Annotated in this window: 14 protein-coding genes; 3 read left to right on the top strand and 11 right to left on the bottom strand. The window is 66.0% G+C overall.

What is annotated here, in order from left to right; genetic code table 11:
* Positions 1 to 7: 7 nt before the first annotated feature.
* The 3 genes from ACRECS_RS00785 to ACRECS_RS00775 all read left to right on the top strand — a co-directional run bounded on the left by ACRECS_RS00785 (position 8) and on the right by ACRECS_RS00775 (position 3,767).
* A complete protein-coding gene (locus ACRECS_RS00785; protein ID WP_431581047.1) occupies positions 8 to 2,695 on the top strand; it encodes a PAS domain S-box protein in 2,688 nt (895 codons plus the stop codon).
* A complete protein-coding gene (locus ACRECS_RS00780; protein ID WP_431581046.1) occupies positions 2,692 to 3,312 on the top strand; it encodes a response regulator transcription factor in 621 nt (206 codons plus the stop codon). Before ACRECS_RS00785 ends, ACRECS_RS00780 begins: the two co-directional genes overlap by 4 nt.
* Before the next feature lie 122 nt (positions 3,313 to 3,434).
* Positions 3,435 to 3,767 carry a DUF6894 family protein gene (locus ACRECS_RS00775; RefSeq protein WP_431581045.1) on the top strand — a complete coding sequence of 111 codons (333 nt, stop codon included), beginning with the start codon at positions 3,435 to 3,437 and terminating at the stop codon, positions 3,765 to 3,767.
* Between the two features lie 29 nt (positions 3,768 to 3,796).
* Here ACRECS_RS00775 and ACRECS_RS00770 read toward each other — a convergent pair whose 3' ends face one another.
* From ACRECS_RS00770 to ACRECS_RS00720, 11 genes are read right to left on the bottom strand one after another with little or no spacing between them, the layout of a single operon-like run.
* Positions 3,797 to 7,657: a DUF4157 domain-containing protein gene (locus ACRECS_RS00770; protein WP_431581044.1), complete on the bottom strand. Its 3,861-nt coding sequence runs from the start codon at positions 7,655 to 7,657 to the stop codon at positions 3,797 to 3,799.
* Positions 7,658 to 7,691: 34 nt separating this feature from the next.
* The gene (locus ACRECS_RS00765) at positions 7,692 to 8,759 is read right to left on the bottom strand and encodes a PASTA domain-containing protein (protein ID WP_431581043.1); all 1,068 of its coding nucleotides are present in this window, start codon (positions 8,757 to 8,759) and stop codon (positions 7,692 to 7,694) included.
* Positions 8,752 to 12,495 (bottom strand): right-handed parallel beta-helix repeat-containing protein, encoded by a 3,744-nt coding sequence (locus tag ACRECS_RS00760; protein WP_431581042.1) that lies wholly within the window; start codon positions 12,493 to 12,495, stop codon positions 8,752 to 8,754. Before ACRECS_RS00760 ends, ACRECS_RS00765 begins: the two co-directional genes overlap by 8 nt.
* A complete protein-coding gene (locus tag ACRECS_RS00755) occupies positions 12,492 to 14,885 on the bottom strand; it encodes a hypothetical protein (protein ID WP_431581041.1) in 2,394 nt (797 codons plus the stop codon). Before ACRECS_RS00755 ends, ACRECS_RS00760 begins: the two co-directional genes overlap by 4 nt.
* Positions 14,882 to 17,191, bottom strand: coding sequence for a hypothetical protein (locus tag ACRECS_RS00750; protein ID WP_431581040.1), 2,310 nt, complete (start codon positions 17,189 to 17,191; stop codon positions 14,882 to 14,884). Before ACRECS_RS00750 ends, ACRECS_RS00755 begins: the two co-directional genes overlap by 4 nt.
* On the bottom strand, positions 17,188 to 19,743 hold the full coding sequence (locus ACRECS_RS00745; protein WP_431581039.1) for a hypothetical protein: 2,556 nt from the start codon (positions 19,741 to 19,743) through the stop codon (positions 17,188 to 17,190). The genes ACRECS_RS00750 and ACRECS_RS00745 overlap by 4 nt, the downstream gene beginning before the upstream one ends.
* Positions 19,743 to 20,114, bottom strand: coding sequence for a GPW/gp25 family protein (locus ACRECS_RS00740; RefSeq protein WP_431581038.1), 372 nt, complete (start codon positions 20,112 to 20,114; stop codon positions 19,743 to 19,745). The genes ACRECS_RS00745 and ACRECS_RS00740 overlap by 1 nt, the downstream gene beginning before the upstream one ends.
* Positions 20,115 to 20,420, bottom strand: a complete 306-nt coding sequence (locus tag ACRECS_RS00735; RefSeq protein ID WP_431581037.1) for a hypothetical protein — start codon at positions 20,418 to 20,420, stop codon at positions 20,115 to 20,117.
* 1 nt (position 20,421) lies between these two features.
* On the bottom strand, positions 20,422 to 20,955 hold the full coding sequence (locus ACRECS_RS00730) for a phage baseplate assembly protein V (RefSeq protein WP_431581036.1): 534 nt from the start codon (positions 20,953 to 20,955) through the stop codon (positions 20,422 to 20,424).
* A gap of 9 nt (positions 20,956 to 20,964) precedes the next feature.
* The gene (locus ACRECS_RS00725) at positions 20,965 to 22,116 is read right to left on the bottom strand and encodes a hypothetical protein (protein ID WP_431581035.1); all 1,152 of its coding nucleotides are present in this window, start codon (positions 22,114 to 22,116) and stop codon (positions 20,965 to 20,967) included.
* Positions 22,116 to 22,397 (bottom strand): hypothetical protein, encoded by a 282-nt coding sequence (locus ACRECS_RS00720; protein WP_431581034.1) that lies wholly within the window; start codon positions 22,395 to 22,397, stop codon positions 22,116 to 22,118. The genes ACRECS_RS00725 and ACRECS_RS00720 overlap by 1 nt, the downstream gene beginning before the upstream one ends.
* Position 22,398: the final 1 nt, after the last annotated feature.

Raw genomic sequence — 22,398 nt, 5'->3', positions numbered from 1 at the left:
GCAGAGGATGGTGTTCGGCCTTGTCACGGCCGCGGGACTTATCAGCGGTATTGCGTTTACCGGATGGCTGGTCGATGTGCCGACGCTTCAGGGGGTCGGTATTGCCGGCTACCCAATGGGACCCTTGGCGGCGCTTGGCTATTTGTTCCTCGTCGCCGGCTTCATCGCGACTCTGCGAGGCCGCCGCGCGGCGCCGTTGCTGCTCGGCGTCCCTCTCCTGATCGCATGGCTCGCGCTGGTCGGGCAGGGCGTTGGCGGGCTATCGGGCAGTGGCGCGAGGCTGCCCACCGGGTGGCTGCGGATCGCCATTGGATTTCGTGAACCGCCGGCGGCCAATTCGATCGTTGCCTTCGCGTTTCTCGGCACCGCCTTGCTGCTGTCGGCGCATCGCGGCCGGGCCGGTACGGGGGCCAAAATGAGCGCCGGCACGGGGCTTGCCAATCTGCTTGCCGCGGCGTCCCTGTGTGTCGGCCTCTTCTCGCTGCTGCTGCTGTTCGCGATCGTTCCGGATCGCGATAGCGTCATGCAAATCCTCATCTCGCCCTTTCCCGCGGCGCTCGCCAACATCCTGCTCACGTCCGCCTTCCTGCTCTGGCGCCAGGGAACGCGCTGGAATCTTTTCCGCGCGCGAAGCCGCCTCAGATGGCCGCTGGTCGGGCTGGTCGTGCTGCTGCCGGTCCTGCCCATGGTCGTCACGCGCTGGGTACCGGCCACGCTGCACGGATCGCCGCTCGCGACTGACCTGATCGCCATTCTCTGCAATATCGGCGTCATCGGGTTGCTGGTCCGGCTGTCGGTCGACCGGCTCGCGCATCAACAGGCCAGGTCGCAGGAGATCGCCAACGCGCTGGATGTCGCAGCGATCGTCCTGACCCGGCCCAGTGGAGAGATCGTCCATTGGTCGCGCGGCTGCGAACAGCTTTATGGCTGGTCCGCCAGCGAGGTGATCGGCCGAAACAAGGAAGCCTTGCTGCAGCCGCGCAGCATGGGGGTGACTGGCGGCGAGATCCCCCGGACGCCGCTGGCCGGCGAACTCGATCTGAGCGTGCGGTGCAGCGACGGATCGCGGATCAGGGTGCTGCAGCATACTCAGGTGGTTGAACGTGCAGGGCACGAACCGCTGTTCGTGGTCAGGATGCTGGACATTTCCGATCGCGTCCGCGCCGAGGAGGCACTGCGCGCCAGTGAAGCGCGTTTCGCGATTGCCGCGGAGGCCTATCAGCTCGGCATATCCGACTGGAACGTCATGACCGGGCAACTCGAATGGTCATCCGGGTCGGAGCAGCGGCTGGGTCTGGAACCCGGCAGCCTGAGCAGCTTTGCGCAATGGGAGGCGCTGGTCGAGCCGGAGGATGCGAAAGGGGTGATGGACTCGGTTGCGCGCGCGGCCGCCAATCACGATGAACGGATCACCTTCCAGTATCGCTTCAGGCAGCCGAACGGCGCCCTGCGCACGGTCGAGGGGACTGCCCGGCTGATCTATCGGGAGGGTGGCCGGCTTGCCTCGGTGGTTGCGGCCAATGTCGATGTCACCGAACGCAATGAACGCGACGCGGCGCAGCAATTGCAATCGATCATCGATGTCGTGCCGGGCGCGACGATCGTTTTCAACATGGCCGGCACGATCCGCAGCTTCAGCGCGGCGGCCGAGCGGATGTTCGGTTGCGACAGCGCGGCGGCGATCGGCAGCGACGTCAAACGGCTGATCCCGGAGGTGTTTACCGCGGTACACGGCCAGTCGATCGTGCAGGCGCTCGATCCGGGTCGACGGCATGCGGGTGGACCCGCTCGTGAACTGACCGGCCGGCGCGTCGATCGGTCGACCTTTCCGGTCGAGTTGAATGTCGGGGAAGCCTGGTTTGGCGGGGAGCGCATGTTTACCGGCATTGTTCGCGACATCTCCGACCGGCGCGCCACCGAACAACGGTTGAGCGAGCTCAATGCCGAACTGGCCCATATCTCGCGTCAAAGCGCGATGAGCGAGGTTGCGGCCGACCTGGCGCACGAACTGAACCAGCCGCTCAGCGCGACCGCCAATTTTCTCGCCTCGGCGCGCATGGCGATCGAACGCGGTGAAGACGGCGCGCGGGTCGCCGACTTGCTCAGGATGGGCGAGGAACAGATGCTGCGGTCGGGCGAAATCATCCGGCGATTGCGCGATTTCCTGACCAAGAGCGAGACGGAAATGCGTGCCGAATCGCTCGCCAAGACGGTGCGGGAGGCGGTGGACCTCGTCCTGTTCGGCACCGCCCAGTTCGGAATCAAGCTGCGCTATTGCCTCGATCCTGCCGCCGACATGGTCTTCGCCGACCGCATCCAGGTGCAACAGGTGATGGTCAATCTCCTGCGCAATGCGGTCGACGCGTTGCGCGAGCAGCCCAAGGGCGCGCGCGAGATCGTCATTGCCTCGCGCCGGGTGGCGGATGGCATGAACGAGCTGTCGGTGAGCGACAATGGCCGCGGCTTGCCCAAGTCGATCGGCGATGAACTTTACGCGCGGTTCGCGACGACCAAGTCAGGCTCCGCCATGGGCATTGGCTTGTCGATCTCGCGGCGCATCGTCGAGGCGCATGGCGGCACGCTGGTGGCGACGGACCGGATCGGCGGCGGCGCGGAATTCAGCTTCACGCTGCCGGCGCTCGAAGAACTGGAGGAATTTGAGGAGCTGGGAGAGTTAGAGGAGTTAGGGAGATGACACACTCAATCTATCTCGTCGACGACGACGACGCGGTGCGCGCGTCGCTTCACACCCTATTGTCGCCGCAGCCCGATCTCGTGGTGCGCAGTTTTCCCAGCGGCGACCATTTTCTGGCAGAGGTGCCAGATCTCGATCCGGGCGTTGTGCTGCTCGACTTTCACATGCCGGGGGCCAATGGACTCGATGTGCTTCAGGCAATTCGCGACCAGGGCGCCAAGGCGTTTGCGGTGATCATCGTGACTGGCGAAGGCAATGTGGGACTTGCCGTGCAAGCGATGAAGGCGGGGGCGACCGACTTTATCGAAAAACCCTATCAGGCCGAAAAACTGCTTGCTGCGATCGAGGTCGCGTTTGCCAAGCTGACCGAGGACGGCGCCGGCGCGGCGCATATGCGGCAGGCCGTGGCCAAGATCGCCGTGCTGTCGCCGCGCGAACGGGAGGTGCTGACCGGACTGATCGAGGGGCGGGCCAACAAGGTCATCGCCCATGAACTCGACATCAGCCCAAGAACGGTCGAAATCTACCGTGCCAATTTAATGACCAAACTGCGCGTGCGCACGCTGTCCGAGGCATTGCGCATCGCTTTTGCGGCAGGGCTCGTTCCGCCTGGATAGTCCGCGAATCACTGCCTCATGCGAAGCGTGACCAGTATTGGGACGAACAAGCTGGATAACCATGGTTAATTTTTCTTGCAGTTGTCCCTATGGAAATTCACTATATTGTCCGGAACGGTGCCTTGTTGCAGATTCTGGCGATCGCCTTCTTACGCAGAGGGCAAGGGGCAGCCGAGATTTTGAAGCGCTCCCGCTGGGATTTGAAAGCCGCCATGCCCCATTATTTTTTCGACATTGCAGACGGTGAGGATCTGCCCGATTTGCACGGATCGGAATTGCCCGATCTGGCCGCGGCCAGGATGGAGGCGGTGCGGTATTCGGCCGAGGTCCTCAAGGAAATGCCGGAACGTTTCTGGAATTGTGAAGCGTGGAAGATGACTGTGTCCGACGCTGATCGGGTCACCTTGTTCACGCTCAAGTTTCTGGCCGAAAGCGCCGGGCCGTCGCCTGCCTAGAGTTTGATTCCGCTCAGCCGAAAAAGATTCTAGGTGCGCGGGCAGGGCTTCATCACATCGTCGAACGGCCGTCCGCCCGAGGGATGGAACCTGAACACGGACGGGACATCGACCGTCTGGATCGGATTGCGCCGCAACGTGTCGTTCGAGCAGAGTTGATAATCGGCGACTTCGCAGTGAAGCGTTGAGCTTATTTCGAACAAATTGGTCCCCGTGCCGTCCCGCCGCATGATTTCCTGCGGCGCGGACACATCCTGCACCGTCACTTTATAGTAGAGCACTTCGTCACCGACCTCGACGCGCGGGACCACTCTCTGCCCGCCCTGTTCCACTTGACGTTCATGCGCCTTGTTCGCTTCTTCGGTGATCGGGAAGAGATTGAATTCCTCCGCAAGGCCGCCGACGTTCTCGTTCAGCAAATGGCCCTTCGCATAGACCTGGCTCTTTTTGGAACCCGACCGCACACAGCCCTGGGTGGGAAGGCCCGGCTGGCGATAGATGCCGCGCTGCACCGCATCGCGGGTCGGCGAGCCGGGCGGATGCGGTGTGCTGAGGAAAGGCGCTTCCATCCAGCTCGCCACATTGGCGCTGGCGCCGGCGGTGATGGTCAGATTGCTCACCGGGCCGAACCGCGGCAAGCGTTCGGGGTTGGTCTTCAGTCGCCTCGCATCGGCGCCGGTCGCCCGGGTCGGACAATTCTGGTCGTCATCGGGCACCGGTGGCGGATCGTCTCCTCCACGCAGGCACGGCAGCAGCACGCTTGGGTCGGGCAACGGGTTGCGCCGCGACCCCCGGTCGACGTCGCGGACCTGTGCCGGATCGAAGAGATCGAACAGCAGGTCGTTGATATCGAGCCAGCTGCTGTCCATTCGGAAATTGGGCTGTTCGCCGACGATGAACGGATCGAACTCCAGTCCGATCTGCCAGCACCGCTCAATCTCCTTGTGGAACAGCGGCCATTCCTGGCTCCAGACGTTGACGTTGAGCAGAAAGAAGTCGAGCGCGGCGATGATCTCGCCAGACACGTCCAAGCAGGTCGTGAGCGAGAGATCGGGAATGACCCGCAACTCGCCATTGACGCATTCCAGCGTCACGCGGGCACGGACATTTCCCGGCATTCCGATCGTTGCAAGCGCGCTCAGCGTGCCGCGCAGCGTCACCCACTGCGCGAGGCAGAACAGATCGGCGAGCCAGCCGTCGAGCGCCGCGCGGATCATGGCCGATCCGCCAATATAGTAATGCAGTGCCAGTTCGGCGGAGCCGGTATAGAGTCGGCCTGCTGCGTCATAGGTCAGGCAGGCATTTTCGAGATTGAGCGGGCCGAGCTCGCCGAAAACATCTATCCGGCCGTCCGCTTGAGCATCCACGCCATAATGAACCCCGCCGATCCACGGCACTTCGGCAAAGCCCTGGATCAGCCGCCAGTTGCCGAAATGCTTTTCCCAATGGTCCTCGGTCTGAACTCCGGGCCAAAGTTCGCGGTCGTCGAGGCATGTCTCCTGGACCTCCGGCTCGCCCGCCGCTGCGGTATTCTGTGGGCAGGGACCAAGACAGCCGGGCAGGACATCGTGTTGATCGGCATAGGCCATCCGGTCCTCGTCAAACGGGCCGCCGCCCATCGCCCAGGTCACGGCCTGCTTGAAGGTGTAGCCGCACATCGCCTCGAGATCGCAGGCGCGGTACATTGGCCCGATCAGATAGCCGCCAAATCCCCAGATCGGTTCCATCGCCGCGAAGTCGTAACAGGCGTCATGATCGCGGCAGCCCCGCGCGGTGCCGCAGGTCGCATAGCCCCGGTAGACGTGCCAGACGTGGCGGTCGCCGACATCCTCGCATACGGTGCGATCATAGGGCGCGTCGCAGGTTGGTTCGGGCGGGCAGTCGACGCCGCAGGTTCCGCGGCATGACGCACCGCTGGCAATGCCCGGATTGCGGACATAGATGCCGGACAACGGCCCGCCCCAGCGCGGCAGGGTCGGCTCGTGCGCTGCCCAGTTATAGCCGTTCTGGCCCGGCATCAGATTATTGCTGGTGAAGAAATCGCACAGCGGACAATCATCCTCGAGCCGCGACTGGTCGAATGCGAAGGAGAGGTCGTCGAGCGGATTATGCGCGAGCGGCACGGCGCTGGCGGAGAAGGAGAAGCCGATCCCGCCGGTACCGACCGACATTGCGGTGTCGAGCGTCAGGCCGGCCGCGATCTGTTCGTGAAGGCTGCCCAGCGGCCAGCCCACGCGGCAGATGTTGAGCCCCATGATGTCGACCGCACCGAACAAGCCATAAGCGAAATCCAGCCCATAGCCGATCTCGGCATAGGTGTGGCTGTATTCGGAGAAACCGCCAAGACCCATGGTCACGCTGAAATAATGATCGATGATGTCGCGTTGCTGCAGCATCAGCGCCATCGTACCGCCCGCGGCGATGCCGACGACCGGTGCGATCAGGATGATCGGCGGCTCGAACGGGATGGTCAGGACCCCGACCAGCTGCGCTTTCAGTGCAAGATCCGCACCCAGGCTGACCTCCGACGCGGTGGTGATCGACGCGGCGCCCATCACGGTCGTGCTGGCGGACAGCGGGTCGATGCGGATCTGCGCCGGGCCGAAGCTGCAGCCTTCGAGCCGGAAGCCGATGCCGGGATCCACCGTGACTTCGATGCCGGCCGTGCCGATCACGTCGAGCACGCCAATCGTCAGTGCGCCCGCGACAATCGGGAAGTAGAAGCTCGGCTCGATCCCGATATCGCTGAGCGAAAACTGGAACTCGAATTCGGGGCATGGCTCGAACTGGGGCACGTCGATCACGATGGTGGTGCCGTCGAGCGAGACCGCGCCGCCGATCGCGCTGGCGATCTGGATCGCGGTGTCCCACATCGCGCTGATCGCGTCGGCAACCGCGTCGGCGACATCGACCACGCCGTCGACCACCGCCCCGCCGACATCAACGACCCCGTCGACCACCGCGCCGCCGGCATCGACCACGCCATCGACCACCGCGCCGCCGACATCGGACACGTCATTGGCAAAATCGTCGAAACTGTAACGGCTGACTGGTGCGGCGCCAGCCGTCAGTGCGGGCATCGGCCCGCCCGAGACGGCGGCATGTGCGGCGCGGTGCGCCTCGCCCTCATGGCGGTCGGCCGGGCGGCTGATCCGGTCGGGCCGCGCGCTCGGCGCGCCGGCCTGCTGGACGGTGTGCGCCAGTTCGTGCGCCAGCAGGAAGCGCCCGCTGCTGGTGTCTGGGCGAAACTGGCCCTGGTTGAAGGCAATGTGATTGCCGACCGTATAGGCATGCGCGCCGATCCCTTCGGCCGATGCGGCGGCGCGCGGCGAATCATGAACGCGTACCTGACTGAAGTCGCGGCCGAACCCCTGTTCCATATCGCCGCGCACGGCATTGGGCAGTGGCCGGCCCGGTGTTGCGATGACGCTCTCGACCGCACGAAGCGCGCTGCCATCACCGTCGCTGGAGCGTTTCGCGGCGCGATCGATCTGCAGTTCGGGATGCGGATCTTCCTCTTGCTTCTTGTCGTTGCACCCGCACGAGCCCCCCGATCCACCGCAGCCGGCGCATTTGCGCTGGATGGCGCCGTGCGTGTCATCGTCGCCCAGTTGACAGGCGGCGCAGGCGCGTTGCGTCAGCGCGGTACTGGCGAACAGCGGCGACAGGCTCGGTACGCCAGCCTGGCCACCCACGACATGCGCAGCGGCGCTGTCGGCCTCGCGTTCGAATGCGTCGGCACGCGGGCCAAGCGCGAACTTCGCCTGGAGGATGCCGGCGCCCGATCTGGCGCCCGACCCGGTGGATGCCGGGCGTGCTCGCGGTCGCGCCGGGGCGGCCGCGGGAGCCGGCGTTGCGGCCGCCTTACGGATCGGCGCCGCATAGCCCATCAGACCATGATCCTCCGGAGAGAGGCAGGCGGGATCATGATCGCTTCGCCGCTGGGCGGGCAGGCGCCTTGGCGACGCGTCGTTTCACTGCCGGCTGAGCCGCTTTGGAAACCACCAGCCGGACCTCCTTCAACCCGTCGACCGGCGTGCCTTTGCCAGGAACCTGTTCGATCACGATATCGGCGGCGCCGCGATGGGCTCTGCGTTCGACCACAACTTTCAGCTTCAACCGCCGCAGGATGTCGCGTGCTTCCTTGAGCGGCGCTCCGGCCATGTCGGGCAAGTCGGCCGTATTGGTTTCGGTCTTCGTAACGGGCATCGTCTTGCGCGGCTTGACGCGACGCACCGTCAGTGTGACCGCCGTCGAGGGTGATACGGCGTGCCCTGCTTCGGGCGCCTGCTCGATCACGATATCGGCGTCACCTTCGCCCTGGGCATCCTTGACCTTGGCTTTCAGCCCGAGCCGTTCGAGCAGCACCAGCGCGACGCGTTCGTTCTGTCCGATCAGATCGGGCATGAAGGGCTTGTCGGGGACGTGGCCCGGTTTGGGGTCCGGTTTGCCAAGCGTGACCTCGATCTGAAGGACCGCCCCCGCCGCGACGTTGAACGGCTCGGGCGAGCGATAGAGGATGCGGCGCGATTTGTCGGACAGCTGGAGCATGACATCCTCCAGCGCGCCATCGGCCGACAGATGAAAGACCCCGTCGGCGTTGGCGGCGGCGCGCGCCAATATCGTGCCCGACGCCGCCAGCACCGCTGCGGTGACCGGCGGCTTCTCGACAGATCCAGTCGCGCGGCCGAAAATCTGCGCCTGGTTCGGTGCCGGCGGCGGCCGGCGGATATCGGCGGCCTCGGCGATGCGGGTCGTCGCGTCCAGGCGCCCGCTGCGCCGCGCAACTTGCGCCTCGAGCGCGCTGATCTGATCGGGCGGCGCACCATCCTCCGTGGCGCGGCGCAATCGCGCCGCCGCCGCGCCGACCCGCTGACGCAGCAGCAACTGCTGATGCCGGAGCGCCACTGCCTGAGCCATATCGGTTTGCAGCGCCGCCGCGGCGGAATCGTTCAGCAGGTCGAGGAGCCGTGACTCCATGTCGCTAGCCATGCAAACGCTCCTTCAAATCGGTGCCATAGTCGAAGTTGATGCGCTGGAACTTGGCGCAATAATCTTCGTCGATGGTGTGACGGTTGGTGTCGAGATAGGCGACCGTGCCCGCTGCCGTTGTGTCGATCAGCACGCGCGGCTTCTTCTTGCCCAGGACCAGGAAGCAATAATCGCCCTGGTTGAGTTCGGTCGCGTTGAGGATGCCGAAGGTCAGCGCCGACAGGAAGGTCGGGGCGATGCCCGTACCGCCGACCCCGTTTTCCTTGATCGTCTCGCGGAAGCGATTGCCGATCGTCCGGCATGAGGCGAAGCCGAACACCAGGGCATTGATCAGCACGAAGTCGTCGATCAGGTCGACCGAGCAAACATTGTCGTGCATCCCGACATCGTCGAAAGACAGGATCGCCACAGAGCAGAGCGAGATGGTGATCGCGGTCGACCGGGCGTCGAACGCAACCATATTGTCGCTAAACGAGACTTGGCCGCCTGGCGGCAACGGGGCCGCGCCCTGGTTGTTGACACCCATGGCACCGAGCACCGACTCGTTGCGGCGCTTCGATCCGACCACTACCACCGGCTCAAGCTGTACCGGGCCGTCGACCGGCTGCGTGCTGACCCCTGTGGCAGCGGGCGCCGCTGCGGGCTGCGCGACGGGTGCCGGCGGGGGCGGCTTGTTATGCGTGACAGGTTCGCCGGTGAGCGGTGTCGTGGCGTAGCCAAAGGCAGCGAGATTGGGGTTGCGGCCGGTATTGAGGATCAGCACCGCTGACCCGCCAATCTGCGCCAGCACGGCGCGCAGCTGCCCTTTCAGCTCCTCGTCCGCAGCAAGCTTGCCGCCGACATCGTCCTTCGGGACGAGCAATCTGGCGAGCAATTGCAGAATCAGCCCGACGATATTGTTGCCGTGCGAGGTCAGGCTGTTTTCCTGGACCATCATCGTGCCGGTGCCGAGCAGTTCGAGCGCGCGGCCTTCAGGGCTGACGACGTGATTTTCGGCGATGAACGCTGCGGGGATTTCCCGCACCGCCGATCCCGCGGCTTCTTCGACGCCATCGGCATGGCTGATCACGATGCCGCCGATATTGCCGACCAGCAGCGGATCGGTGAGGCTGGCGGGCCGGCCATTGTCCGAAATCCGGTTGCGCGTGATGCGCAGCCGCTCGGCGAAGCGGATATAAATGCCGCAGATCGGCGACCGTCCGTCGCCACCACACTCCCGGATGTCATTATCGTCGATGACGAGATCGGCGGTGGCCGCCAGCGCAATCCCGCCAAACCCTGAACTGAACGCCGCATCGACCGGTAGCGCCGAGACGAGATCGATCAGCGAGCAACGATGGATGCGGTTATCGTCGATCTTCGCGTCCTCGACCTCGATATCGTCCAGCTCCTCGATCTTGGCGTTCGGGTCGGCCATGAACCAGTGCGCGATGGAAATGCCGCTTCCGCCATGCTCGGTTATCGCATTGCCGCGGATGCGTAGCGTGCGGACCGGGCCTGCGCTCTGCGGCGGTTTCTCGCCATCGGGGCCGGGGATGGTGGTGGTGCCGCCCGGCTTGATCTTGATGCAGCCGTCCTTGTCGACCACGACCCAGGGCGGGAACCAGATCACGACATCGCCGCCCGGCTGCTTGCCGCCCGGAATAATCGAACCGAGCGTGATACCATGGCCATTGCCGCCCTCGATCCGGTTGTCCTCGATCCGCACGTTGCGGCTGTCGCCGCCGATCTGGATCCCGCCCAGTGCGATGCGGTTGCGGTTCTGGGCGACATGGTCGGCGATGATGTCGTTGTGCTGGATGCTCAGTTCCTCACCCGCGAGATAGATCAGGGGGAGCAGGGCGAGGAGCATGTCTTCGGTCAGTGCTTCGGCCAGCTTGTCGGCGCGAATGACACAGTGCGCTACGCAGATCCGATCGGCATGGGCCAGGGCGATCGCCGCACTGTCGCGCGCCAATATATGCAGCCGTTCGAAGCTGATATCCTCGCACAGGTCGTGGGCACCGAACACCGGGCCGCCGGCGCCGGTGATGTTGAAGTCCGAAAAGCGAATAGCCTTGGCACCGTCGAGCCATACGCAAGGCCGGTGCGGATGCGCCGGATCGGCATCGATTTCGATCCTGGTGCGGCGGCTGCAGCCCGAAATCTTGATATCGTGCCGTCCCCGCAGGTCGATACGGCCATGATGGGTACCAGGCAGCAGGCACAGCTCACCACCTTCCGGCGGTAGGGCATCAATGGCTTCCTGGATATTCTGGTAGTCGCCGAAGCTCGATTGCCCGTCACCGACATGATAGGTGCAGCAGCCCCTGATCTTGCAGAGCCGGCGGAAGCGGTTGCGGCAGTCGTGGATTTCGGCGGTCGCCACACCAGCGCCCGATACCGACCAGGTCAGAAGGCCGAGCGGCGCATGGAAGCGGCGCGGGCCGATCGGCGGCGCCACCGGCACTTCACCGATCGCGGGTTCGATCATCAGGTTCCATGGCTGAATGAGCTCGGGCGCATTGGGGCGCAGCGCGACGGTCCAGTAATCGCCCGGCAATCCCTGTCCGGCGAAATGCAGTGCGATCCCGCTTTCGGGCAGGACGATGTTGATGCCCGTCGCCTGATCGGGGCCTGCGCCGGAAACAGGCGGCTGCCAGACGCGCGCGAAGAAGAAGCGCGGCGGATCGTCCTCGCGGCCCAGCGCGATCGGCGGCATGGCGTTCAGCCAGGTCTGCCAGGCGGCCGGCATCGATCCGTCATAGGCGATGCGCCGCGATGCCGGATCATAATGGCCGGTCAGCCGCGCGAGATGGCCGAGCGGCGCCGCCGCCTTTTCACGATTGGGCAGCAGCACGTCCCAGGGCAGGATCTCGATGACCTGGCCGGGCAGCGGGAAGAGCACCGGGTCGGGCGGTTCAGTCAGGAACTCGACCTCGCCGCTCGCCGCATCGATGTTCACGCGGTAGAGCGGTGTCCCATGGTCATAGGCCCAGACGAACCGGTTGGGCGCGGTCAGCATGATGCGCAGCGTCTGGTTCTCGGCCCCCAGATACCCGGCCGCCCCGGCGGGCGCGCACGGGTCCAGGTTCGGGCCACCCGACACAAATGCGATGCCGAGGCGGGCGGCCGACAGCGTCTCGGTATGGTCGTCGCTCATCTGATGGCCGCCGAGCGCGAGCGTCTGGACCAGCGTTTCCGCGGCAGGTCCGCATTCCGGTGGCACATCGTCGAGCACGCGGATGCGGATCTGTGGCCGCAACCGCGTGGTGGTGTCGGCCGATCCGAGCGCGCGCTCATGCAGTTCGCGATCCTCGACCATGAAGACCGGCGCCTCGACCTGCTCGACCCAGACCAGGTCGGTGCGTCCGTTGACTGGCTTGGGCGGCAGAACGTCGGGCGTGAGCGGCTGCGAGAGCCAGTCGATCTGATCGAGCGAGGCGATCGGCATCCTCAGTACCGAGGCACGGCCGCCCAGGACGAATGTCCCGGGTGAGAGGTCGACCTCATAGGTGTCGGCATTGCTGCCATTGGGCAGCGCGACGCTCGCGGGTGAGGCCGCCAGGATCTTGAGGCCGCTATCGGGTGAGCCGGCAGCGCACAGCAATGTCCTGACCAATGTCTCGAGCGTGTCGTCGAGCACGTCGAATGCGGCGTTGAAATCCGCATCGGTGAGCACGCGTCCGGCCTGTGCGCGGACCCCGGAGAACCGCTTGGCCGGCGCGTGGAAGTCCGCAGAGATGTCGCCCTTCATTGGCTTCCCTTCCGAAACGCTGGTTGTGCAAGAATGAATTGCGGGGTCTGCCCGACGGGCAGCAGGTCGCGCACCATGGTGGCGAGATCGGCGCGCGCCACGGTCAGCGCGCGTGCGTTGAACGCGCCCATCTCGGCACCATTCTCGCCGCCCGCGCTCAGCGCCTCGGGCGCGATTGCCGACAGCACCGCGAAATCGGGGTCGCCGAAGCGGCGCGACTGGAACCAGTCGACTGGCAATCCGCTATCGGGCACGAAGGATTCGAATTGTGGTGGCAGGACCGCGCCCTGCTTGTTGGTCGCCGAATAGCGGAAACAGCCATGCTGGCTGTCGGTCACGCGGGTCCGCCCGACGATGATCGAGTCGGTCGCATTGAGCCGCGCGACCTCGACTCCGCCGAACACGGTCGAGCGGACCAGCCTCAGGCGCGACAGGCGCGTCTGGATCGCGTTCATCGCAGGGTCGATCGACTGGACGATGCTGTCGAAAATCTCGATGCTGCCGGGGCTGCACAGCGCCGGGTTATTGTTTGTTTCCCAGATCGGCCCGACGATCGAGCGCTCGATCAGCAGCCGGTCGACCTGGCCCTCGATCTCGAGCCGCACGATCGGGATCGCGACGGCGCTCAGCGGGGTTGAGCGCGCGCGCTCGCCGCCAGGGTCGAGCGTCGCGTTGCGAATGATGACTTCGTCGAAATCGCCGTCGAGGATGATCCTGGAGAGGATCGGCGTCGCGGCGTCGCCCGCATCCGCCAGCACTTCAGGCACGACGGTCGATGCGAGCAGGCCGATCCACAGCCCGTCGATGATCAGGCTGCGGGTCTGCCCCGCTACCGCCGGTGCGGCGGTGAAGGTGATGTCGAGCGTGGCGCTGTCGGCCAGGAACCGCACAAAAGGCCGCGCGCCCTGCTCGGCGTCGAGCCGTGCCTGGGTGATGCCCGAAAAATTACGGCCGGCCGGCAATATCGGGCGATAGGTGCGCGATGTGGTGAAGCGCGTCACGCCGACCAGTGGCGCGGGGAAGGTCATCCCGACCGGTCCCGGATTGGTGAAGCCGGCATTGGGGCCGGTCGCACCGGGCGAAACCACCAGATTGGGCGTGGGCAGCTTTTGCGGTTCATGGCGCAGGCCGATCGCGCCGATCGCATCGAAATAGCCCAGATGCAGCCTGGTGGTGAACACCGGGTTGGCGGTGATCGCCGCGCCGCGCACCATCCGGCCGCTGTCCGGATCGATCGCAAGCGCGATATAGGGATCGAGCGTCAGCCCGGCCTGCCAGTCGGTAAGGCTGGCAGAGCAGACGGCGCTTGGCGGCAAGGGCGACAGCGTATGTTCGGTATCGTTGACCAGCGCGAGACTGTCTTCCCACAGCAATGCCTTGGGCGCCTCGGGCAGCAATGTGACGTCGAGCAACCGTCCCATGAAGGTCGTGATCTGGCCCGCGGTCAGGCGCGATGCGACCAGCCGGCGGAACACCGCGCCACTGTCGAAACGGATGCCGAGCAACGGGGCGAGCGCGACATCGAGCCCGGGATCGTTGATCAGCGCGAGCGCTTCCGCCGTGATGCGATGCGCCGTTGCGTTGAAACGGCGGCACAGGATCGGCAGCGGCAGATCGGTCTCGCGGATCGCATCGGGCGGGCGATCCGATGCCTGGCCGCGCTGAAACAACGGCACCTCGCGACCCGACGGATCGAGCGTGTATCTGTTCGGCCCGATGCGCTGCGGGGTGGGCAGGTCGATCGGCTGCGACAGCAATGCGTAGAGGTGAAGATTGCATTTGCGCAGCCCATAACGACCCAGCGGACCGCGCAGGCGGCGCGGATCGGGGAAGTGCGCAAATTCGTCGAACGCAGTGTCGATCAGGCCGCTGATCCGCGGCGATGTCATCCGTGCGAAGCCGCCGCCGGGGCTGCGTGTCACCGCGCCGCGCGCAATGGCGTCGCTATCCAGTCGGTGCGGAAAGCGCGCGAGCCGGCGAAATGCCTCGACGCCGACACCCTCGACGCCGCCGATATCGCGGATCGCCATGCCGATGACGGTGAGCGTGCCCTTGCGGCGCTGATAGGCGATCGCCCGCGCCGCCGCCAATCGTGATCCGCGCGGATCGGCCCGCGACAGTGGCTTGGCGCCGACCAGCGCGCCGAGATAGGCGACCGCCCAATCGTCGCACAGCTCGATTGCCTGATCGTCCCACAACCGGTCGATGTCGCGCCGCAGGATCGCCGCTTCCTGCGCGACGATCTCGACCAGCGCCCGCAATGCACCGTTCGCGGGCGGCAATGCGTCCAGCGTGCGGTACATCTCGGGCACCCATGACCAGAGCTTTTCCGCATAATAGACATCATAGCCGTCGCGCGGTGGGGTTGAGAGGCGCAGCTCCTGGCTCATGGCGCCACCGCCTCAAGCACCAGCGAGGGAGCGAAATAGCCATGTGCCGGCAGACTGAGCCGCACCGGCATGGTCGCGCCGTTCCAGTCGAGCGACAGGATATGGGCGACCCCGGGCAGCGCCGCCATGCCGACGATGCGCGATCGGAACACCGGCCCGCCGACCTCGGCACGGCGCGGCGCGAGCAGGCCGGTGAAGGGATGGCTGAACACCGAGTCCAGCGCTGCCTTGACTGCCTTGGGATCGGCATCGTCGGCGACCTGATAGGCCAGCCGCAATGTGCCGGTGACGGGTATAGCCGCGACGATCCGGATCGGTGTCGCTTCGGCGGCGCGGGCGGCGAGATGCGCCTGCAGTTCGATCAGGTCCTCGGGCGCGGCGTCGGCCGCGAAGATCGCGGTCACGACGATGCCCTCGCGCATGGCGCGCGGCACCCATTCGGTCACGGCGCTGGCGGCGAGCACGCCCCAATCGCAGGCCAGTGCCGCAAAGTCGGCGGCCGAGATCGCACGGTCGAATGCGGCGGAGGTCGCCGGCGCGTTGAAACGGATGTCCTCGGGTTGATCGCCCGGCGCGCCACCGAATGCCGATGTGACGTTGAACACACGGCGCAGCCCTGCGACCGGCCCGGCGACCTGGCGGATATGGTTGGGGCCCGGTGCCGGCTCGCCCGATCCGAAGCGGTACAATGCATAGACATTCCGCACGCCAAGCGGCGCGGCGCGGCCGAACCCGCCGCCGCCAGTGGTGATGGTTGCCTTGCCCGCGGCGTCAAGCCGGACGGTGAATACGCGATCGTCCGGGCCCGCGGTGAAGATGCTGGTCACTTCGCGCCACTCGATCCCATCGATCCATAGCCGCAGGGTCGAACGCCGCCCGCCCTTGGCGCTACTGTCGCGCAAATAGGTCAGCGGGAATTTGGTCAGCGTGAATGTCTGGAACGATACTGCCGGCCCCTGGCCCGAACCGAGCACTTCCTCGACGCTCTTGCCGCGCGTGACGTGCAGGACATTGCCATGCGCGACGATCGGCGCCTGCATGGCGAGATCACCACCGGCAAAGGAGGCGCCGGCGAGCAGTTTGCCGCGCCCCGTTGCCGGGTCGATCTGCATCTCACCGGGTACGCGCAGGCCGGCATCGGCGACACCCTTGACCAGCACTTCGCCAGTCCCGGAAAGCTTGGGCGGGGTCGCCGGCAGCTTGAGTGGCCGCGGCACCAGCAAGTCGTTCCCCGTCACGAACGGCTTGAACGGCGCGGCGAGCTGGCCGGCGCGCGTGCGACCGGAATGGAGCCGTGCGCGGGCGGCGGTGATCGCCGAACTCCAGGACAGGGTCAGCGTGGTGATCGGCGGTCCGGGCACGGTGACGGCGCTCGTGCCCGATCCCGATGTGGCCGACGCACCATAGCCCAGCGTGACCGATCCGACCGCACCGACCTCCGGCGCGTGCGGGGACTCGAGCCCGGTATCCTCGACCACGACCAGATCGCCTTCGCGCAACTGGGGATAATGTCCGGTCAGGGTCAGGGTCGTACCGGAAATCGCGAAGACCGGCGCCGATTGCGTGAATGACCAGAGGCGGATCGCCGCCACATCGAACGCCCCGGTCGGCAATGCTGTCTGGTCGGCCACGTCGAGCCGCAAATAGGTGCCGCCGTCGAGCGCGGTCTCGCTCGTCAATGCCTTGACCAGCGTCGCCTTGCGCCAGGTGGCGCCGGCGTCGATGACGATCATCCCGCCCTCGGCCATATTGCGGCTCGCCGGGTCGATCAGCAGCGCGTCGCGCCGGAACAGCGTGTCGCGCGGCGGAAGCAAGGTCCAGCCATTGCGCAGCGGGTCGAGCGCGGTCGTCTCGGACAGCTCGAATTGCTGCGGCGGCGTATCGTCGATCGCGTCGGACAGGAATCCTGCGCCGGCCGGGGCGGTCACCACATCGGTCCCGTCGAGCAGCGCCGCCAATATCGCCTCGCTCGCGATCGCCGGGCGGGGAATATGGTCGATCAGTGCGACGATGTGGCGCAGCGCCGCATCGCCGCGCGCAGTCTGGAGATACAGATCCTGCGACAATTCGGCGGTGTAGAACGCCGTGACGTCGGAGACATAGGCCCAGAAATCGAGCAGCATCAGCCCGAAATCCTCCGCATCGCGCGCGCGCCAGTCGGCCAGTGCGGGATGGCGGCGGATCCGCGCGAGCAGGTCGGCGCGAAAATGCCCGAACCGACCGATCTGGCGCGGCAGCTTGATCAGGCCCGGCGCGATCGGTGCGAGCACGGGGGCGTCGGGATGATCGCAGCGGCAGAGCGTCATGATCCCACTCCCAGCGAGGCGGGCAGTTCTTCGTCATAGACGCGGACCGAGCCCTGACCAGGGCGGTCGGGATCGCTCTCGACCTTCAGGATGCGGTTGGCGGCGGCGGAGATTTGCGGCGTGTCGAACAGTCGCCAACCGGTCTGGCCGCGCTGCCGCACCGCGACCTGCATGACTGCGCGCACGCCCTCGACATGCGCGACGGCCGCTTCCAGATCGGGACGGCGCAGCGGCATGCCGAAGGTGAAGCGGTCGGGATGGAAGAAGCGTCCCGGCGCGGCCGACAAGGCATTGAGGATGCGTTTCGAAACATCGCCAAAGGCATAGCCGGGCGTCACGCAGATCGCGATCGACAGGTCGAGCGGCACAAACACCGGCTGGCGCGCGATGACTGGCCGGCCGACTTGCCGCACCGCGCCCATCCGCGCGTCGAGTTCGGCCATCTGCTCGTCCGAAATGACGAACGCGCCCTTGGGATCGGCGGCGACGAAGGTCGTGCTCCAGGCACCAGTCCAGCGCGTGACAGCGCCGGCGGCCGAGACCCAGTCGAGTCGCTCCGCCTGTGCGCGATAATCCTCGTTGCGCACCGCGCGGAACACGATGTCCTTGAACGCGGCCGGCGCGATCCTCCGCGCGACATCGAGCGACTGCGGATCGCGCCCATTGGTGAAGGGGAACGGGTTGCGCACGCCCTTGACCGCGCCGGGCAGAATGATCGGCGATAGCGCGGCGCCCGGCGGTGCATCGATGCGAGTGATCGTATCGGCCGGAACGTTCGACCCCTGACCGGGCGAGCTGCGCCAGACCAGGAAGAAATGATCGCCATCGTCGGGCAATCGCCCGAACATCCCGTCGCCGAAGCGTAGCGTGTAGCCGGGATCGCCGATATAGTCGCGGTGGACGATGCGTTCGCCATTGCGCTCGAACCGCGCGACCTCGCCGTACAGGCCGGGCTCGATCGTCGCCGCCTCGTCGCTCGCATTGAGCGACAGCGGCACGTCGCCCAATGTCCAGGTGGTGAAAGTGGCGGTGGACGGGTCAAGCTGGCGCAGCACGGCCTCGGGCACATAGGTAACCGCGCCGGCCGCATCGGTCGCGCCGATCCAGTCGAGCCCGTCGCCGGCCGTCGCATCGAGCGGAAAACGATGAATGACCGGGCGATAGCCGTCCGCCTGCATTGCGCCCTGACGCTCGATCGTGCGCGGTACATCCGCCAGGAGCGGGTTGCTGCTGTCGCCGATGACGAAGTCTGCGGTGTGCTGCTCGCCGCCCCTGACCGGCACGAGATTGGCGCTGACAAAGGCGTTGCCCTGATCGAGCCCGAAGGTGAGCGCATCCTGCTCGCGCCAGTGGAGGCGCGTGAGCGGGCCGGCGCCGGTGAGCGGATCGGACAATTGCACGACTGCGCGGTCAAGCGTGACGAGCTGACGCCGCACCGGTTCGTCGGGTGCGGTCGGGCGCGTCTCGATCAGCACCTGCCTGCCCTTCCAATAGCCCGCGATGTCGGTGCCGATCACTTCGGCCGGGAAGGGCGTCGACAACAGGCTGGCATTGGCAAGGACGAGTTCGCGCGCGCCGATCTCCAGGCATGGCGTGTCGGGATCGGGCTGATAGACCGCCAGGTCGGTCCAGTGCGTATGCGCCGGCCACGTTCTGGTCTGTGCGACCATCTGCGCGATCGTGTCGCCGATTTCGAACGGGATCGCCGGCCGATCCTCCTGATAGGCCCAGATGCGGGCGCCGGGTTGGATCTTGATCAGGTTCGCCGGGAGGGCCGGGGGGCGCGTATCCCCGGCATAGAGCCGCAGTACGACCAGCCCGCTTGCCGACTGCGCGGGCTCGATCCGATAATCGAGCAGCCGTGCAAGCTGGTTGAACGAGCGTCGTTCGCGCAGCGTGTCGATATAGCCTTCGCGCTGGATGCCGTCCTGCACAAAGGCGAATTCATCACCCAGCGCGGCAAACATCTCCGCCACCATCGCGCCGAAATCGGCCGGCGTGTCGAGCTCCCAGTCGGGATAGCGATCGCGCGCAAATGCCGAAAGCGCGGTGCGGTAGCTTTCGAAGTCGCGCGCGAGATAATCGACCGGATAATCGTCAAGCGTCTTGGGCGGGCAGCCGCAACAGGGTTTGCAATCGAACGGCGATGGACAGCTCTGCTTGAAACTGAAGTCGAGCGATGCCGAAAACGGGTCGATCCGGCTTGGCCCGGCATCGGCGGGGGTGTCGATCGCATCGAGCCGGTAGGTCTGGAAACCGCCATCCTCATGCGCCAGCAAGGTCAGTGTCAGCCGCGCGGCACCGGTCGCGTCGACCCGGCTCACCCAGCTATAGCTGTCGATCGCAATCACCCGGCCGTCCTCCAGCCCGGTGATCGTGGCGGTAAACTCTGTGAGTGCGGTATTGACCGGGCGGACCAATGCGCCGGGTTCGATCACGAAGAACACCGCCAGCTCGCGGTGGTTGGCCGGGTTCACCCACAGGAAATCGAGCCCGGTCAGCGCGAGCACGGCCTGGTGGCACAGCAGTTCGCGGCGGCCCGGCCCAACCATTATTCGGTCACCTCCAGGTTGAGGAAGGTGCGCTCATTGGTCGCGCGGATCAGATAGACGACCGTGACGTCGAGCGTGGACGGCGGCACCGCGGTGATGCGCACATCCTCGAGCCGGATGATCGCGTCGAGCCATTCGGTCAGCGTGGCGTGGATCGCGGTCTGCGCGATCGCGGCATTGGCGTCCGACAGGGGCGCAAAGACCAGCGCGGCGAGCCCGCCGCCAAGGCGCGGCCGGTTGATCCGCTCACCGGGCCGCGTCAGCAGCAGCTGGCGGATCAGGCCCTTCACATAGGCTTCGTAATCGCGCTCCACCGCGATCCGGCCGGACGCCTTGGAGACCTGAAAGGGATAGGGGAAGCCGTGGAACATCTACTGCGCCTGGACTCGGGTGCTGGGAATCTGGAGCCGCGGCGGCCCGCCCGGCGAACCGACCGCCAGCACGGTCACCCCGGTCGACGACTGGTTGATCACCGGCAGCCCGTTGATCGAGACGCGCAGGCTGCCCGATGCCCAGGTGCCGCTGACCGTCGGTACGCCGGTGAAGGTGATCACGTCGCCGACCACGCCGACCGGCATGCCCCCCGCCGTGACGCGGAAATTGGCCGGGACCTTGGCGGTTGCCGGGACCGAGGTGCCGTCGACGATGCCGGTGGGCAGGCTTTCGATTCCGCTCATCTCACATCACCTTCAGCGCGCCCTGCAGCGCATCGAACCCGGCCGGGGTCAGCTGAACCTGGGCGCCGTTCGCCGACAATGTGATCTGCGGCGATCCGATCTTCGCTTCGCTGGAGGTGAGCGTGATCGTGGTGCCCTGGATCATGATCTTCACCTCGCCGGCATTATTGTCGATCCGGATGCTCGCCTGGGCAGTCTTGAGAAACATGATCTCGGGTGCTGCGTCGGCGCTCGCGATCTCGCCATCGGCCCAGAAACAGCCCGCCCAGATCGGCACCTGCAGATTACCGCCCTCATATTCGACCCAGACATTCGCGCCGACCGGCGGCACGGCGAAGAAGCCGACGCTGCTGCCGGCATAGGGGCTGGCGGGCAGCGCCCATTCGGTCACGCTGTCGCCGCGCACCTCGGGGACCCTGACCTGCAGCCGCCCGCGCGATTCCGGATCGGTATTGGCCGTCACCACGCCGCGATATTTGCCGAAGAACCGGTCCTGCCGGGTTCCCGCCGCTGGCTGCATGAAGGAGGTGGCCATGTTTCGCTCTCAGCTCGGGTTCTGGACATTGGTTTCGATCACGGCGTCCATGAAATGGCCGATGCCGTTGATCACATGCGTGACGCTTTTGACGCGGAACGGGGTGCGTGCATTGGCGCCGCCAAGGCCCTCCATCGCCACCACCTGATGCGGTTCGAGCACGTTCTTGAGCAGGTAGCGGGTGGTGGAAATGTTGGCGCTCACAAAGAAGCCGGCATCGCGCAACGCGGCTTCGCTGCGCCGGCGAATATTGCGCGCGCCGGACAAGGGCCGCGGCTGCATGGTGCGAGCCGGGGCGCGCTGCGCCAGTCCCTGGCCTTGCCCGCCCATCGGTGCGGCCTGGTCGCTCGCCTGCACCGGGTCAGTGCCGCCATCAGTGAGGTTGGTGGTCGTGGCCGCCGCGGCCGAGGGACGCGCGCCATCGGTGTTGAGCGCGAAACTGGTCAGGTTCGGACACTCGTCGTGCGGCACATTGTAGCGCAGCGTGATGGCGTCGTCGGCCAGCGGCAGCATCGGCGGCACGCCGGCGGGAAGGCCGGTCTGGAGCGGCGGCGATGCCTTCCACTTCGCGGTTTCGGTGATCGACAGGCTGCCGGTCGGCAGCTGGGTGGTGTCCGAATAGGCAATCCAGAAATGCAGGCCGTTATCGGCAGCGGTACGGGTCAGGAATTCGAGGTCATTCGCCCGCTGCGTCAGCGAATTGCCGTTGAGGTCATAGACTTCATCGGTCGAATCGACTTCGACCAGTGGATAGGCGGCCGCGATCAGCATTTGCGCCACCTCCGACGCGCGGCCCGACCAGTTCTGGTCGCGAACAGTGCGCGACAATTCATCGCGCCGGTCGGGGCCAAGCACGGTCAGCGACGATCCCGGCCCGCCGCGCGTCACCTGGCTCTCATGCTCGAGGATCGGGCCGCGGCACAGGCAGGTATAATGCCCGTCGCCGCGATCGACGACCACCGTGACGAGCTGACCGATCTGCAGATCGGGCAGGCCGGTCTTTTTGAGCTTCCCGTCCTCGATATCGTCCTGAAAGCGAATCGCGAACCGGCTCGGCTGGTCAAGCGACTGCTCGACCCGCACTTCGACCAGGCATGACAGCAGGTCGTCGGAAAACAGCCGATTGTCGGGGCCGCCGCCAAGGAGGAGATCGAAGCCCATCAGCCCTCCCGCGGGATCTTGACGCTCGGCGCCGCCAGCGCGGCGTCGGGGAGCAGCCGGCGGTTATGGTCGGCGATCCACCAGAAGCCGTTGGCGTCGCTCAGGTAATGCGCGGCGAGATGATCGAGCCGTTGCTCGCTGCGCAGCAAATGGTCGCCGAGCGGCGGCCGCTCGGGGATCGCCGCCGGTCCGACCGCGGCCACCTTTCGGCCGCGGCCGTCGACCGTTTCATAGGCGGTCGCGAAGCGGGCATAGCGGCTCTTGGGATCGAACACCGACATT

The sequence above is a fragment of the Sphingomonas sp. genome (assembly GCF_050725575.1).
GTDB lineage: Bacteria > Pseudomonadota > Alphaproteobacteria > Sphingomonadales > Sphingomonadaceae > Sphingomonas.
This window is presented reverse-complemented; position numbering and strand designations above follow the sequence as displayed.